At 64.8% G+C, this 13774-nt stretch carries 18 protein-coding genes and 1 pseudogene; 15 read left to right on the top strand and 4 right to left on the bottom strand.

The features are described from left to right. The first annotated feature begins 40 nt into the window (after window positions 1–40). Window positions 41–913: a lipoyl synthase gene (gene lipA, locus IEX61_RS04220; protein ID WP_188816878.1), complete on the top strand. Its 873-nt coding sequence runs from the start codon at window positions 41–43 to the stop codon at window positions 911–913. Window positions 914–1011: 98 nt separating this feature from the next. On the opposite strand, the gene IEX61_RS04225 is transcribed toward lipA, so the two are convergent. Beyond that, window positions 1012–1569 (bottom strand): YhcN/YlaJ family sporulation lipoprotein, encoded by a 558-nt coding sequence (locus IEX61_RS04225; RefSeq protein ID WP_188816879.1) that lies wholly within the window; start codon window positions 1567–1569, stop codon window positions 1012–1014. Between the two features lie 83 nt (window positions 1570–1652). Between IEX61_RS04225 and IEX61_RS12390 the strand changes: the two are divergent. Further along, a pseudogene (locus tag IEX61_RS12390) lies at window positions 1653–1988 on the top strand (YutD family protein); the annotation flags it as partial. Between the two features lie 98 nt (window positions 1989–2086). Here IEX61_RS12390 and IEX61_RS04235 read toward each other — a convergent pair. Next, entirely contained in the window at window positions 2087–2344 is a 258-nt protein-coding gene (locus IEX61_RS04235; protein WP_054671703.1) for a hypothetical protein, read from the bottom strand. Between the two features lie 200 nt (window positions 2345–2544). Here IEX61_RS04235 and IEX61_RS04240 point away from each other — a divergent pair, with 200 nt between their 5' ends. The 4 genes from IEX61_RS04240 (at window position 2545) to IEX61_RS04255 (ending at window position 5562) form a co-directional block, all read left to right on the top strand. Further along, a complete protein-coding gene (locus tag IEX61_RS04240; protein ID WP_054671700.1) occupies window positions 2545–2988 on the top strand; it encodes a DUF86 domain-containing protein in 444 nt (147 codons plus the stop codon). A gap of 35 nt (window positions 2989–3023) precedes the next feature. Next, window positions 3024–3695, top strand: coding sequence for a helix-turn-helix transcriptional regulator (locus IEX61_RS04245; RefSeq protein ID WP_229725683.1), 672 nt, complete (start codon window positions 3024–3026; stop codon window positions 3693–3695). Between the two features lie 102 nt (window positions 3696–3797). Then, the gene (locus IEX61_RS04250) at window positions 3798–4613 is read left to right on the top strand and encodes a TIGR01457 family HAD-type hydrolase (RefSeq protein ID WP_083463013.1); all 816 of its coding nucleotides are present in this window, start codon (window positions 3798–3800) and stop codon (window positions 4611–4613) included. Window positions 4614–4626: 13 nt separating this feature from the next. Then, on the top strand, window positions 4627–5562 hold the full coding sequence (locus IEX61_RS04255; protein WP_188816881.1) for an MBL fold metallo-hydrolase: 936 nt from the start codon (window positions 4627–4629) through the stop codon (window positions 5560–5562). Between the two features lie 9 nt (window positions 5563–5571). On the opposite strand, the gene IEX61_RS04260 is transcribed toward IEX61_RS04255, so the two are convergent. After that, complete coding sequence (locus IEX61_RS04260) at window positions 5572–6084, bottom strand: phosphatidylglycerophosphatase A family protein (RefSeq protein WP_054671688.1); 513 nt, start codon at window positions 6082–6084, stop codon at window positions 5572–5574. A gap of 89 nt (window positions 6085–6173) precedes the next feature. Between IEX61_RS04260 and IEX61_RS04265 the strand changes: the two genes are divergently transcribed. The 4 genes from IEX61_RS04265 to IEX61_RS04280 all read left to right on the top strand — a co-directional run bounded on the left by IEX61_RS04265 (window position 6174) and on the right by IEX61_RS04280 (window position 9844). Further along, the gene (locus IEX61_RS04265) at window positions 6174–6707 is read left to right on the top strand and encodes an NUDIX domain-containing protein (RefSeq protein ID WP_229725684.1); all 534 of its coding nucleotides are present in this window, start codon (window positions 6174–6176) and stop codon (window positions 6705–6707) included. Then, window positions 6704–7723, top strand: a complete 1020-nt coding sequence (locus tag IEX61_RS04270) for a YutH/CotS family kinase-like spore coat protein (RefSeq protein ID WP_229725686.1) — start codon at window positions 6704–6706, stop codon at window positions 7721–7723. Before IEX61_RS04265 ends, IEX61_RS04270 begins: the two co-directional genes overlap by 4 nt. A 59-nt stretch (window positions 7724–7782) precedes the next feature. Further along, window positions 7783–8772 (top strand): 2-hydroxyacid dehydrogenase, encoded by a 990-nt coding sequence (locus IEX61_RS04275; protein WP_188816883.1) that lies wholly within the window; start codon window positions 7783–7785, stop codon window positions 8770–8772. A 76-nt stretch (window positions 8773–8848) separates the two neighbouring features. After that, window positions 8849–9844: an alpha/beta hydrolase gene (locus IEX61_RS04280; RefSeq protein ID WP_229725688.1), complete on the top strand. Its 996-nt coding sequence runs from the start codon at window positions 8849–8851 to the stop codon at window positions 9842–9844. A 26-nt stretch (window positions 9845–9870) separates the two neighbouring features. On the opposite strand, the gene IEX61_RS04285 is transcribed toward IEX61_RS04280, so the two are convergent. Beyond that, window positions 9871–10101 carry a NifU family protein gene (locus tag IEX61_RS04285; protein WP_054672033.1) on the bottom strand — a complete coding sequence of 77 codons (231 nt, stop codon included), beginning with the start codon at window positions 10099–10101 and terminating at the stop codon, window positions 9871–9873. Between the two features lie 182 nt (window positions 10102–10283). Here IEX61_RS04285 and cysK point away from each other — a divergent pair, with 182 nt between their 5' ends. The 5 genes from cysK to IEX61_RS04310 all read left to right on the top strand — a co-directional run. After that, complete coding sequence (cysK, locus tag IEX61_RS04290) at window positions 10284–11210, top strand: cysteine synthase A (RefSeq protein ID WP_229725690.1); 927 nt, start codon at window positions 10284–10286, stop codon at window positions 11208–11210. 2 nt (window positions 11211–11212) lie between these two features. Beyond that, entirely contained in the window at window positions 11213–12352 is a 1140-nt protein-coding gene (locus IEX61_RS04295) for a bifunctional cystathionine gamma-lyase/homocysteine desulfhydrase (RefSeq protein WP_188816885.1), read from the top strand. 98 nt (window positions 12353–12450) lie between these two features. Beyond that, on the top strand, window positions 12451–12780 hold the full coding sequence (locus IEX61_RS04300) for a YuzD family protein (protein ID WP_054672030.1): 330 nt from the start codon (window positions 12451–12453) through the stop codon (window positions 12778–12780). A gap of 48 nt (window positions 12781–12828) precedes the next feature. After that, complete coding sequence (locus tag IEX61_RS04305; protein ID WP_188816886.1) at window positions 12829–13110, top strand: DUF1450 domain-containing protein; 282 nt, start codon at window positions 12829–12831, stop codon at window positions 13108–13110. Window positions 13111–13347: 237 nt separating this feature from the next. After that, window positions 13348–13774 (top strand): VanZ family protein (locus IEX61_RS04310; RefSeq protein WP_229725692.1); only part of this gene is annotated, 427 nt, incomplete at its 3' end.

Genomic DNA, 13774 nt, shown 5'->3' on the forward strand with positions numbered 1-13774 from the left:
AAGAACAATTTGCGCACAGATTGGAGTGGAGCCAGTGGCCATGGATCGCAAACCGGAATGGCTCAAAATCAAACTCCTCACCGGAGAGAACTACCACGAGCTGAAGAAAATGATGCGGAGCAAGACGCTCCATACCGTTTGCGAAGAGGCGCGGTGTCCCAACATTTACGAGTGCTGGTCCAACCGCACGGCGACGTTCATGATCTTGGGCGACATTTGCACGCGGGCATGCCGTTTCTGCGCCGTGAAGACGGGCCTGCCCACGGAGCTCGACCTGGCCGAACCCGAGCGCGTGGCGGAGGCGGTGGAGCAGATGGGCTTGCGTCACGCCGTTGTCACCTCCGTGGCGCGCGACGACCTCAAGGATGGCGGGGCCTCCATCTTTGCCGAGACGATCCGCGCCATTCGCCGCCGCAACCCGTTCACGACGGTTGAGGTGCTCATTCCCGACTTCCAGGGCAACTGGGACGCGCTGAAGATCGTCATGGACGCGCGGCCCGACATCCTGAACCACAACATCGAAACGGTCCGTCGCCTGACGGATCGCGTGCGCGCCAAGGCCACGTACGACCGTTCCCTGGAGCTCCTGCGGCGGGCGAAGGAGATGCAGCCGGACATTCCCACCAAGTCGGGGATCATGGTCGGCGTCGGCGAGACCTGGGAGGAAATCCTCGAGACGATGGACGACCTGCGCGCGGCGGGCGTCGACATCCTGACCATCGGGCAGTATCTCCAGCCGACCAAGCAACACCTGAAGATCGAGCGCTATTACCACCCCGACGAGTTTGCCAAACTGAAGGAAGAAGGCCTCAAGCGCGGGTTCAAGCACGTCGAGTCGGGTCCGCTGGTGCGGAGCTCCTACCACGCCCACGAGCAGGCGGAATCGGCCAAAACGGCCCAAGCCCACGCATAAGAAAAGCCATCGCGGGCAGCGATGGCTTTGCGCTGTCGATGCCGAGGCGTCGACAGCGTTTTTTGTCCACGGCAAAGCAAGAGGGGCGATCGGCCGGCTTACTGCCGATCGAGGTTGCGGACCGGTGCCGTCCGGTTACCCGTGTCGATGCGGCTTGCCATGCGCTGGACGGCGGCCTCGTCGGCGCTCACCGAAACGCGGTAGTAACGCGGCACGATGCTCTGCACGCCCCTCTTCACCTGGTTGAGCGCCTCGGCCGGGCGCGTGGTGTTCAGCGTGACGCCGACCACGACGCGCCGGTCCGTCACCGCCACGGTGGCGTGGCGAACGCCCGGCACCGACACGGCCACCTCGGCCGCCGCCTGGGCCAGCACGTTGCGGTCCACGTAAACGCGCGTGCCGCCGCCGGCGCCGAATTGGCGAAGGGTGGCCTGCGAAAGCGAGGCGTAGCCGACGCCGTCCGAACCGGCGTACGTGCGGAAGCCGTCGCCGGTCATGCCGTTTTTGTACATGGAGCCATAGGTGCCGACGCGATCGCCGTTCGGCCCGACGTCTCGCGTGTTCGTCATGCCTTGTTGCTGGCCATTGGGGGCGCAGCCCACGGTAAGGAGAAAGAGGGCCAGCGCCGATGCGACAAGGGGTTTGGCCACGGGCATGGTGTCACCTCCTATGCTTAGCTTGTCCCGTCTGGTGCCCCAGCGCGGGCGGGAATCCCTTGATCCGATGCCGGAAAGCGGGAATGCCGCCGGGCAAACGCCTGTGTTACAATGAGAAGCAAACGCCGGTCGGGGAAGGAGGAGAGGCGGTGATCGTCGTCAACGGCAACCAGTATGAACTGGTCAAAGAGTTTCGCAACGGGTGGGACCCGGAAGCCTTCCAAAGCCGGTACAGCGAGATTCTGGACAAGTATGATTACATCGTCGGCGATTGGGGCTTTGGGCAGCTGCGCCTGCGCGGGTTTTACGACGATTCCCGCAAGAAGGTCCCCGCCGATAGCAAAATCAGCACCCTTGACGAGTACTTGCAGGAATATTGCAATTTCGGTTGCGCGTACTTCGTGTTGCGCAAGGTGCGCGGGCGTGGAAACGGAAAACCCCCTCGCCCGCACGCCGCATCGCCTTCCCATGCGAACGGGACGAGAGGGAAATCCGCGGAACGACCGGGCGCCGGCCGTTAGTCGTCGGCGCTTTCGTCGTGCGTGGGATGGGCGCCGGCATACTGACGGGGAATTCCGGCGTGAAACTCGCGCACCTCGTAGGTGAACGCCGACGTGCGGTGTTGGCCTTCTTCCCACGGCGTGCTTTTGCCCAGGGTTTCGTACTCAATCGGCGAGCCGTAGGGGCCTTCGGGAAATTCCTCCGGCACAAGGTTTTGAAATTGGGAAACGGCGGCCTTTACGTCACGGTAGCGTTCGCTTTTGCGGCGCGCCATGGGCATTCCTCCTTTCCAGCCTTGTGTTAGGATGGGGAAGGACGGCCCTGTGTATACCGGAAAAACGAGGCGTTACGGGAGGCAACGGGCCATGATGTACCTGATGCAAGCCCTGCTGCTGCTGATTTTGGTGGCCACCTTTGGCATCGTGTGGGCGCAGGCCAAAAGGCGCAAGCGCCGGGATTAGGAGGCGGTCGGCGATGTATGAGCTGAACACGGACAAGCTGCGGGCGGTGCTGGCGCGGATGGAAGAGGCGCTGGCGGCGTTGGATCGGCTGCGCGAGCGGGATGCGGAAGCCTTTTGCGAGGACCCGCTGCTTGCGCTGGCATTGGAACGCGGGATTCACGTCTGCCTCGAGTGCGTGGCCGATGCCGGCAACACGTTGATCGACGGTTTCCTCATGCGCGACCCGGGGAGCTACGCCGACATCGTCGACATTTTGGAAGGCGAGGAGGTCGTTCCGGCGGAGGATGCCGCGGCGTATCGCGAGCTGGTGAGCTGGCGCAAGGCGCTGGTGACGGACATGGCCGCTCCTCCGCGGCGCGACCGGCTGCACGCCTTTGTCCGGACCCATTTTGAGGCGTTGAAGCGGTTTCCTGCCCACGTCAGGGCCTATGTCCACCGCGAACTCGGGGCGTTTTAAAACATTTCCGTTGGGAAATTTCCTTTACGGCGAAAATGCGGTACAATAAAGAAGCAGCGAAAGTGGGTGAGACGATGCTCGGGCGTAAGCCGGGTTCCACGCGCGAGGAAATCCTGTACCTGCTCAAGACGCACGGTCCGCTGTCGGCGGGCGACATCGCCGAAAAGCTGGGCATTTCGGAGATGGCCGTGCGCCGGCATTTGAGCACCCTCGAGCGCGATCGTCTGGTTCGCACCACGCGGGTCCGCCAAACGATGGGGCGACCGGCCCACCTGTTCGGGTTGACGGAGAAGGCCGATGCCCTCTTCCCGAAGCACTACGCCGACTTTGCCCTCGAATTGCTCAAGGACCTCGTGGCCGAAGACGGAACGGAAAAGATGGAGGAGCTGCTTGCGCGCCGTGAAGAGCGGCTGCGGGAGCGGTATCAGCCGCATATGGCGGGCAAAACCCTGCGCGAGCGGGTGGCCACCTTGGCCGCGTTGCAAAACGAAAAAGGGTATATGGCCGACTGGAACGCCGAGGGGGACCGGCGGTTCGTGCTCACCGAGCGCAATTGCCCCATCGTTCGGGTGGCGCAGGAGTTTTTGCAGGTGTGCCAGTGCGAATTGCGGCTGTTTCGTGCGCTCTTGGCGGCGGACGTGAAACAGGTGCAGTGCATCGCCCAAGGGGGACAGCACTGCGTGTACGTCATTCAGGAACGCGCGTAAGAAGGGCCTCGCCTTCCGCAGGTGGGGCTTTTTTCGTGTTTCCGGGCGGGACATTCGTGTTTTGTCTCCATTTGTGTTATCTTGGGAGCGAGGGGGATGAGAATGAAGCCCTATCGCGCCTACTTGTTTGATCTGGACGGCACCGTGTACCGGGGAAACAAGCCGATTCCCGAGGCGGTGATGGCGCTTCGCGAGATGACGGAGCGAGGGGCGCACATCGCCTTCCTCACGAACAATTCGTCGATGACACCGGAACAGGTTGCCACCAAGCTGCGCGCCATGGGCGTGCCCGCGGATCCCGAGCAGGTGGTGACGTCCAGCCTCGTCACCGCGGCGGCCCTTCGCGAGGAGATGCCCGGCGCGTCGGTGTACGCCATCGGCGAGGAAGGGCTTTTGGCGGCGCTTCGCTCGGCGGGATGCCGGTTTGACGACGAGCGGCCCGACGTGGTGGTGGTGGGCATCGATCGCCGGCTGACCTACGAGAAACTGGCCAAAGCGGCTCTCGCCATCCAGCGGGGGGCGCGGTTTTACGCGACAAATCCGGACCGTGCCCTTCCGTCCGAGCAGGGCCTCTTGCCCGGCAACGGGGCTCTGCTCGCCGCCCTGGTCACGACGACCGGCGTCCAGCCGCGCGTCTTTGGCAAGCCAGAACCGGCCTTTGTCCACTATGCGCTCAAACGGCTGGGCGTCCCGCCGCAGGAGGCGCTGATGGTGGGCGACAACGGACAGACGGACATTCCGGCCGGCGCGCGAGCCGGGACGGACACCCTGCTCGTGCTGACCGGGGTGACCCGTCCCGAGGACGTGCAGGCGCTCCCCGTGGCGCCGACCTACGTCGCAGCAAACGTGAAGGAGTGGTGGGAACGTGTCGGGAAAACCGGACGTGCAGGCTCAAACAGCCGTACGGAAACTTGCTGAGGGGTTGTGGCTCGTGCGCCTGCCGTTGCCCTTTCCGCTGCGCTGGGTGAACAGCTACGTGTGGGAAGGGCGTGACGGCCTGACGGTTGTCGACCCGGGGCTCCACGACGACCCGACGAAAACGGCGTGGCGCGAGGCGTTTCGGACCTTGGGTCGGGACGTGCGCGATGTCCGGCGCATTGTCCTCACCCACTACCATCCCGACCATTACGGGATGGCCGGGTGGATGCAGCAGGCGTCGGGGGCGCCGGTGTACTTGACCGTCGAGGGGCGCGATGTGGCCCGGCGGTTCTGGGACCCCGCCTACAAGCAGGGGGCGGCGCTGGCCGACTTCTTCCGCACCCACGGGATGACGGAGACTTGGGCCGCGCAGATGGCGCCGCACCTTGACCAGCTGCGGGAGTGGGTGGAACCCCACCCGGTGGTGACGCCGATGGCCGAGGGCAACGCGATCCCGCTGGGCGACCGCAACTTCCGCGTGCTCGTGACGCCGGGCCATGCCGATGGGCACGTCTGCCTCTACGACCCCGAGGATGGCATGCTGGTGGCCGGCGATCTGGTGCTCCCCCGCATCACGCCGAACGTCAGCCTCTGGCCGGGGTGCGACCCCAACCCGCTCCAGTCGTTCCTCGCCTCGCTGGAACGGGTGGCCCGCCTCCACGTCCGGGAGGTGCTGCCGGGTCACGGCGAGCCCTTTGCCGATCTGGGCGGACGCGTTGCCGCCCTGCGCGCGCACCACGACAAGCGGCTCGAGGCGATGGAGCGCCACATTGGACCGGACGGGACGACGGCCTTCGACGTATGCGTCAAGGTGTTCGGGGAAGCGCTCAGCGTCCACGACATGCGCTTCGCCATGGCCGAAACGCTGGCCCATCTCGTCTACCTCGAGGAACAGGGACGTCTTCGCCGGGAGCGGCGTGGCGACGTGTGGGTCTTCGTGCGCGCGTAAACGTCGGCGCTAGCGCGGTTCCTTTGGCCGCGCTGCGGCGATGGGGCCCAGCAGGCGATGGGCAATGCGGCTGGAGGCGGCGGCGGCCACGGCGGCCACCAGGTCGTCGAGGAACGTGTGCACACGCCCGCCCTTGTGGCGGTTCAGGACGCCGATGATGCCCGGTTTCGTTTTGTCCAGGTAGCCGAAGCTGGTGAGGCTGATGCTGCCATAGAGGTGCAGGATGGCCAGGGCCAGCGCCTCATCAATGCCGTACAGGCCGGCGTCATTGGCGATGATCGATTGCAGGGGCTCCTCGAGGGCGCCCTGCTCGGCCAAGAGGTCCAGTTGAATGCCGGTTAAAATGGCGTTCTGTGCCTCCCGTTTTTCCAGGACGCGCTCGACGCTCCGCGCGCATTCCTCCCGCGGCAGGTCGGGAAGGAACGGTTTCTGCAGGTCGTACACCAGGTCGGCAATGTCGTCAATCCGCACGCCCCGCTCGACCAACCAGGCGCGCGTCTTGGCGTTGAGCTCGTGGTCCATCCCCGCGGTCACTCCTTGCCTCAGCAGGTATCCTATAATCTGCCCCAGCGGGGGAAGGCCTACTCGATGGGCAAAAAGGGGGAAAGCCCGTGCACGTTTTTCCCGACGTACGCGGCCGCACGGTTCGGCTCACCTTCGATCCGGCCTGCTTTGATCCCGCCCCGGGTCACGTCCTCGTGGTGCCGTTTTATCGGGGGCAGCTCGTCATGACCCGCCACCGGCGGCGCGGCTTGGAGCTGCCCGGTGGGAAGGTGGAGCCGGGCGAGACGCCGCTGGAGGCCGCGGTGCGCGAGGTGCGCGAAGAGACGGGCGGCGTGGTGGAGGCCATCGCGCGCATCGCCCAATACCGCGTGGCGCCGACAGAAACGGAGCCGGAAATCGTCAAGACGGTCTATTGCGCCGAAATCGCGCGTTTTGAGCCGCTGCCGCCCGATTCCGAGACCGACGGCTACGTCTTGTTCGCCGAACCCCCCGATCCCAGCCAGCACGGCTTCAGCGACCTGGTGCGCGACCAGGTGTTTCCCCTCGTGCTCGCCTTCGTCCGTCGCCTCCCCGGATGGGGCATTGGCCGTCCTGGCCCACATATACATGCTGAAGCGGGAGAAACGGAAGCGGGGGGATGACGGTGAACGAGCGGGGACAGACGCGCAGGGCGGAGGGGGAGGCCCGTTGGGCGGCCGCGTGCGGCGTGCCCGCGCAGCAGGTGGTGCGGCATGCCGATCACGTGCGGCTGGTGGCGGGCGATGCGGTGTGGGCCGCGTGGCCGGTGGCGGAGCGGTGGGCGGCGCGGGTGCCGCTTTTCGCTCGCCTGTGCGCCCGCATGGCGGTGCCCGAGGGCGTGCGCCTGCCGGTCGTGCGCCGGGCGAAGGACGGGCGCGCGGTGGCCCGCCTCGATGCGGTGGCCTACGTGGTGACGGAATGGGACGCGGCGGCCGCTCCGGCCTATCCCGCCCAGGCCGGATACGCCCTTGGCGCGCTGCACGCGGCGTCGGCGACCCTGGGCGAACGGATCGAGCCTGCGCTGCGCGCGGACGGAACGTGGCCGCGGCGCTGGCGCAAGCGCCTGGCGCAGGTCGAACGGAAGCGGGATCTCCTGGCCGCCATCGGCATCGGGAGCGCCGCCGACGCGTGGTTTTTGGAGACCTACACCTATTTCACGCAGCGGGCGCAAACGGCGGTGCGGTACGCGGAGGCCGGCGCGTTCGGCGCCGTTGCGCCATGCCTGACCGCCTTTCCGCTGTGGCCGGTGCACGAAGGGACGGGCGGAACCTGCTGGATCGGCTTTCCGCACAAGTGGTACTGGGATCTGCCCGCCCGGGACGTCGGGCGGTGGTGCCGCATGTGGGTGCTGGAGGAAGGCGATCTCGACGCGTGGGCCGACGGGTACGACGCGCAGATGGCCTACGCCGACCCGGACATCCGCCGGGCGTTCTGGGAAGCGGTGTACGCCTGGCTGCTGTTTCCGGAGCGTTGGATGTCGGAATGGACAGAACAATCGGTCGAACGCGCGGAGCCCGAGGCGGCCTGCGCCGCCATCGCCGAGGAGGAACAGCGCGTCGAGGCGCTCCTCTCCTGGCTGCCGGATTGGGTGGGCCGGCGTTACGGCGTGCGCATCCGGCGGATCGATTGGTTAGGCTAAAGCGGGAAACCGCCCCGGCGAGCCATCAAGGCGATGCCTTCGCACAAGGAGGGATGGGGATGACGCGACCCTACGTGTACCTGACGCGGAGGGTGGACGACGACATTGTGGCGCGCTTGGCGGAGCACTGCGACATCGGCGTGTGGGAGCGCGACGAACCCGTCCCCCGCGCAGTGCTGGAAGCCGAGGCCGAGCGCGCCGACGGGCTGTACGTGATGGTGACCGACTGCATCGACGCGGACCTGATGGACCGCGCCCCGCGCCTGAAAGTGGTGAGCACCATGTCGGTGGGGTACGATCACATCGATGTTGCCGCCGCGACGGCGCGCGGGATTCTCGTCACGAACACGCCGGGCGTGCTCACGGAGACGACGGCCGATTTGGCGTTTGCCCTTCTGCTGGCCACGGCGCGACGGCTGACGGAGGCGGAGCGCTTTCTGCGGGAAGGAAAGTGGCGCGCCTGGTCGCCCAACCTCCTCGTGGGACGCGACGTTTACGGGGCGACGCTGGGCATCATCGGCCTGGGGCGCATCGGCGAGGCCGTGGCGCGACGGGCCAAGGGGTTTGCCATGCGCATCCTCTACCACAACCGCCGGCGCCGCCCGGAGGCGGAAGCGGCCCTCGGCGCGCGGTACGTGGACCTGGACACTTTGCTCCGGGAGTCCGACTTTGTCGTCCTGCTTACGCCGCTGACGCCGGAGACGGAGAACCTGATCGGCTGGCGGGAGTTTTCCCTGATGAAGGAGACGGCCTGCTTCATCAACGTCTCCCGCGGGCAGACGGTGGACGAGGACGCCTTGGTGCGCGCGCTCCGGGAGCGGAAAATCTGGGCCGCCGGGCTTGACGTGTACCGGGAGGAGCCGCTGCCGCCCGATCATCCCCTGCTGGAACTCGACAACGTTGTGCTCTTGCCCCACATCGGCAGCGCGAGCGTGGCGACGCGCCGCAACATGGCGCTTCTCGCCGCCGAAGGCTGTTTGGCCGCCTTGCGCGGCGAGCGCCCCGCGCACCTGGTCAACCCGGAGGCCTGGGCGCATCGCCGGCGGTGAGGGACCAAGTCGCGCCAACCGGAGAGGCGAGGGAAGCTTTGGGGCCAAACCCATCGGACGTGCGGAGGGAGGCAAGGTGAAGGGCCAGACGGGATGGACGGACCTGCCGGTGGCGAGGGCGCGGCGGGCGCGCGCCCCGCGGCGCCGCTTCCTTCTGTGGGGGACGATTGCCGCCCTGGTGGCGATGATCGGCGGCGTGGTGGGCGTGGCCCTCTACGTGGGCTGGCAGCTCACCCATCCGGCGCGCAAACCGCTCACGGGCACGCCGGCCGATTGGGGGCTGGCCTATGAAGCCGTGACCTTTCCCAGCGTGGGCGACGAGGCGCCGCTCCTCCTGAACGGCTGGTACCTGGCTGCCCAGGCCAACGGGGCGAAGCCCAAACCGGGCGTCATCGTGTTCGCCCACGGGTACCGCCAGAACCGGCTGCAGGAAGACGTGCCGGCGCTCGCCTTGGCGCGGGACCTCGTCCGCGCGGGATACGACGTGCTCCTGTTTGACTTTCGGAACAGCGGCCAGTCGCCGGGACAGGTGACCACGGTGGGCATTTTGGAGCAGCGCGATCTGCTCGGCGCCGTGCAATACGCGCGACAGCGCCGGCCCGATGCGCGCGTGGGCCTCTTGGGCTTTTCCATGGGGGCGGCCACGGCCATTCAAGCTGCTGCGGCGTCGCTCGATGTGGCCGCGGTGGTGGCCGACAGTCCCTTCGCCGACCTGGAGGCGTACCTGGAGGAGAACCTGTCCGTGTGGTCGGGGCTGCCGCACTACCCGTTTACGCCGCTCATCCTGAGCCTGATTCCCCCGCTGATCGGAGCCGATCCGGCAGCGATGAGCCCGGTGCGCGCCGTCGCGGCTTTCGCCGGTCGACCGCTGCTCCTCATTCACGGGACGGCCGACGCGAAGATCCCGCTCGAGGACAGCCGCGCGATTGCCCAACAGGCCCGCGCGCACGCCGCCGTCGAACTGTGGACGGTGGAGGGGGCGGACCACGTGAAGGCCTACGCCCACAATCCAGCGGCGTACACAAAAAAGGTGCTGGCCTTTTTCGACCAGCACCTGGGATCGTCGCGGTAAAACGATCGTGCTGTTCCTTCGGCGCGTCAGAACACCTGCTCCACGCCTTTGACGCCCGGCACCTCTTCCAGCAGAGCGCGTTCGATGCCCGCTTTCAGCGTAATCGTGGACGCCGGGCAACCGCCGCATGCTCCCATGAGGCGCAGCTTGACGATGCCGTTTTCGTCGACGTCGACCAGCTCCACGTCCCCGCCGTCGCGTTGCAGGAACGGGCGCAGCTTGTCGAGCACTTCTTGCACTTGCTCTTTCAGGGACATGCCGGCTCAAGCCTCCTTTCGGTTGCGTTAACCTCGCCACCTGCCTCTTTATTTTACCATACGTTTGGTTTGCCGCAAACGGCGTGGTATGATGAACATGCGGGCCGTGGCCATGGCGGTTGCCCGGCCCGCCCGTTATGGCGAGGACCGGATGGAAGGACCTTGGAACGGGGGAGTCCGCGGTGAAACACGTCTACCCGAACGTCAAAGCCCTGATCGGCAACACGCCGATCGTGGAAATTACGCGTTTTGACCTTCCCGAAGGCGTGCGCCTGTTCGCCAAGTTGGAGTTTTTTAATCCGGGCGGCAGCGTGAAGGATCGCCTGGGAGTGGCCCTCATCGAGGATGCCGAGCGGCGCGGGCTTCTCAAGCCCGGCGGGACGATCATCGAGCCGACGGCGGGGAACACCGGCATCGGTCTGGCGCTGGCCGCCATCGGCACCGGCTACCGGGTGATCGTCGTCGTGCCGGAGAAGTTTTCCGTGGAAAAGCAGGAGCTGATGCGCGCCCTCGGGGCCGAGATCGTGCACACGCCCACCGAGCTGGGCATGAAGGGGGCGATCGAGAAGGCCAAGGAGCTGGCGGCGACGATTCCCGGCGCCTATGTGCCGCAGCAGTTTGAAAACCCGGCCAACCCGGAGGCCCATTACCGGACCACCGGCCCGGAGATCTGGGAACAGATGGAGGGTCAGGTGCACATCTTTGTCGCGGGCGCCGGCAGCGGCGGCACGTTCATGGGCTGCGCCCGTTATTTGAAGGAGCAGAACCCGGCCATCAAGACGGTCATCGTCGAACCGGAAGGCTCCATCTTGAACGGAGGCGAGCCGGGGCCGCACAAGACGGAGGGCATTGGCATGGAGTTTCTTCCGCCCTTCGTCGATCCGGCGTATTTTGACGCCATCTACACGGTGGCCGATGAAGACGCGTTCAACATGGTCAAGGAACTGGCGCGGCGGGAAGGCCTGCTGGTGGGCAGCTCGTCCGGCGCGGCCTTCTACGCGGCGCTTCAGGAAGCGCGGAAGGCGCCGCCGGGAACGAACGTCGTCACCATCTTCCCCGACTCCAGCGAGCGCTACCTGAGCAAGAAGATCTACCAGGGGGGAATCTGACGATGCGGATGAAGACGCGGCTCGTTCACGGCGGCATCACCGGCGACCCCCACACCGGCGCCGTCACCGTGCCGGTGTACCTCACCAGCACGTACAAACAGGAAGGGGTCGGGCACCATAAGGGATACGAGTACTCGCGCACCGGCAACCCGACGCGGGCGGCCCTGGAGGCGCTCATCGCCGACCTGGAAGGGGGCGTGCGGGGTTTCGCCTTCGCCTCGGGCATGGCCGCCTTTTCCACGGTGATGATGCTCTTCAACCAGGGCGACCACGTCGTCGTCGGCGACGACGTCTACGGCGGGACCTATCGCGTGCTGACGAAGGTGTTCGCCCGCCTGGGCCTCGACGCCACCTTCGTCGACACGCGCGACCTCGACGCCGTCCGCGCGGCCATCCGCCCCTCGACGAAGGCGGTCGTCATCGAGACGCCGTCCAATCCGCTCCTCAAGGTGACGGACATCGCCGCCGTGGCCCGGCTGTGCCGCGAGCACGGCCTTCTGCTCATCGTGGACAACACCTTCATGACGCCGTATTGGCAAAACCCGCTGGCCCTCGGCGCCGACATCGTCGTGCACAGCGCGACGAAGTACCTCGGCGGCCACAGCGACGTTGTGGCCGGGCTGGTCGTCGTGAAGGATCCCGAGTTGGGGGAGCGCCTGCACTTCCTCCAGAATTCCGTCGGCGGCGTGCTCGGCCCCCACGACGCCTATCTGCTCATCCGCGGCATCCGCACCCTGGGCTTGCGCATGGAGGCCCATGAGGCCAATGCCGCCGCCGTGGCCCGGTTTTTGGCCGAACGCGGCGACATCCGCGCCGTGTACTACCCGGGACTTTCCACGCATCCGGGGCACGACGTGGCCAAGCGGCAGGCCCGCGGCTTTGGCGGCATGATTTCCTTTGACGTGGGCGACGGCGCGCGGGCCGAGCGTGTGGTGCGCCGGGTGCGCCTCTTCACGCTGGCCGAAAGCCTGGGGGCTGTGGAAAGCCTCATCTCCATTCCCGCCCGCATGACCCATGCCTCCATCCCGCCGGAGCGGCGCGCCGAACTGGGCATCACCGACGGCCTGATCCGCATCTCCGTTGGCGTGGAGGATGTGGCCGACCTGATCGAGGACCTGGAACAAGCGCTGGCCGGGGCGTGAACGGAAGGCAGCGGGACGGCACTCGCGCGGGGAGCGGTGTGCCGATGACAGAAAAGGACCGGGGAAACGTGGCCGGTTGTGAAGGGAGGGGAGGGGCGATGCCCGTCGAAGTGACCGTGTATGGCGCCGACGTGCGCTGCCCCAGCTGCGTCAACGCGCCGTCGTCGAAGGAGACGGCGGAGTGGCTGGAGGCGGTGCTGGGGCGGAAATTCGGTCCGGAGCGCGTCACCGTGCGCTACGTGGACATTCACGCGCCCCAAACGCCCGCCGATGCCGAGTGGGCGCGGCGCGTCCTGGACGACGAGTTTTTCTACCCGCTGGTGGTGATCGACGGCGACGCGGTGGCCGAGGGGGTTGTCGAGCTGAAGCCGGTGCTAAAAAAGCTGGCCGCCCTCGGCCTGGCCGAAAGCGGCCCGCCCCGCGGCTAGTGTTGGCGGTCTTCCGGCGACCATGGCGGCGGAAGAGGAGGGATGGACATGGATGTCGTGATTGAGTTTTGCAGCACGAACTTGGCTCACGGATCGCAGAAGGCGCTCGATGCCCTCATGGAGGACCCCGAGCTGGAAGCGGAGATTGTGGAATACGGCTGCCTCGGCAATTGCAGCCTGTGCGCCACGACGCTCTACGCCATGGTCAACGGAGAGATCGTCACCGGGGACAGCCCCGAGGAGTTGGTCGCCAACATCAAGGCCTTTCTGAACAAGGAACGGGAAAAGCGGGCCGAGCTCGACAAGCTGATCGAGCAGCTCGACGACTGAAGGGAACAAAAAACCGTGCCGCCCCAAAGGGCAGGAAACAAGATAAAAATTAACAATAGGAGATAATAAGGGGCAATCTGCCCCTCTTTGCATTAATTTTTGTTAAGGAGTGATCAACGTTGTTAATTGATTTTGATTTGTCAACAGCATTATTAGGAATCATTTTATTGATTTTCATTGTCTTCTATTTAAAAAATAAAAAATATAAAGATTTATTATACCTATTCTTCTTCTGGAATGGCTGAGATCATGCGAAGAAAGTTAAAATTTTCATCGGGTATTAATTTGATTCCTTTCGATATCAATATTGTTAATGAGCAAGTTTTGTATAACATTCTTTTGACCGTACCGTTTGGTTTTGGTCTTCCTTTTCTTTTGAATGTAACGAAAATAAGGTTAATGATTTACGGAGTTAGTTTTTGTGTGGTAATCGAATCCCTTCAATTAATTATTTCTTTGTTCTTAGGCTTTCCTTATCGAACAATTGATATAAACGATGTGATTCTTAACGTTTTTGGTGTCATTCTTGGGTTTATGATTTTTAAAGTCTTTGGTTTTCTTTTTAAGAAGATGGTAAATAATTTAGATATAAAAAAATCGCCGTTCCGAGCCTTTTTCGTTGTCCGAATCCCTTGTATTCGGTGCACTTTCACCTTCACAAAAC

It is taken from the genome of Calditerricola satsumensis (assembly GCF_014646935.1).
Lineage (GTDB): Bacteria > Bacillota > Bacilli > Calditerricolales > Calditerricolaceae > Calditerricola > Calditerricola satsumensis.

Bases quoted from the DNA above. Each gene is read 5' to 3' on its own strand.
- IEX61_RS04305 (WP_188816886.1), top strand. From the start codon at position 12,829: ATGGATGTCGTGATTGAGTTTTGCAGCACGAACTTGGCTCACGGATCG.
- IEX61_RS04275 (WP_188816883.1), top strand. From the start codon at position 7,783: ATGACGCGACCCTACGTGTACCTGACGCGGAGGGTGGACGACGACATT.
- IEX61_RS04300 (WP_054672030.1), top strand. From the start codon at position 12,451: ATGCCCGTCGAAGTGACCGTGTATGGCGCCGACGTGCGCTGCCCCAGC.
- IEX61_RS04260 (WP_054671688.1), bottom strand. From the start codon at position 6,084: ATGGACCACGAGCTCAACGCCAAGACGCGCGCCTGGTTGGTCGAGCGG.
- IEX61_RS04240 (WP_054671700.1), top strand. From the start codon at position 2,545: ATGTATGAGCTGAACACGGACAAGCTGCGGGCGGTGCTGGCGCGGATG.
- IEX61_RS04225 (WP_188816879.1), bottom strand. From the start codon at position 1,569: ATGCCCGTGGCCAAACCCCTTGTCGCATCGGCGCTGGCCCTCTTTCTC.
- IEX61_RS04250 (WP_083463013.1), top strand. From the start codon at position 3,798: ATGAAGCCCTATCGCGCCTACTTGTTTGATCTGGACGGCACCGTGTAC.
- IEX61_RS04245 (WP_229725683.1), top strand. From the start codon at position 3,024: ATGCGGTACAATAAAGAAGCAGCGAAAGTGGGTGAGACGATGCTCGGG.
- IEX61_RS04285 (WP_054672033.1), bottom strand. From the start codon at position 10,101: ATGTCCCTGAAAGAGCAAGTGCAAGAAGTGCTCGACAAGCTGCGCCCG.
- IEX61_RS04235 (WP_054671703.1), bottom strand. From the start codon at position 2,344: ATGGCGCGCCGCAAAAGCGAACGCTACCGTGACGTAAAGGCCGCCGTT.
- IEX61_RS04295 (WP_188816885.1), top strand. From the start codon at position 11,213: ATGCGGATGAAGACGCGGCTCGTTCACGGCGGCATCACCGGCGACCCC.
- lipA (WP_188816878.1), top strand. From the start codon at position 41: ATGGATCGCAAACCGGAATGGCTCAAAATCAAACTCCTCACCGGAGAG.
- IEX61_RS04270 (WP_229725686.1), top strand. From the start codon at position 6,704: ATGACGGTGAACGAGCGGGGACAGACGCGCAGGGCGGAGGGGGAGGCC.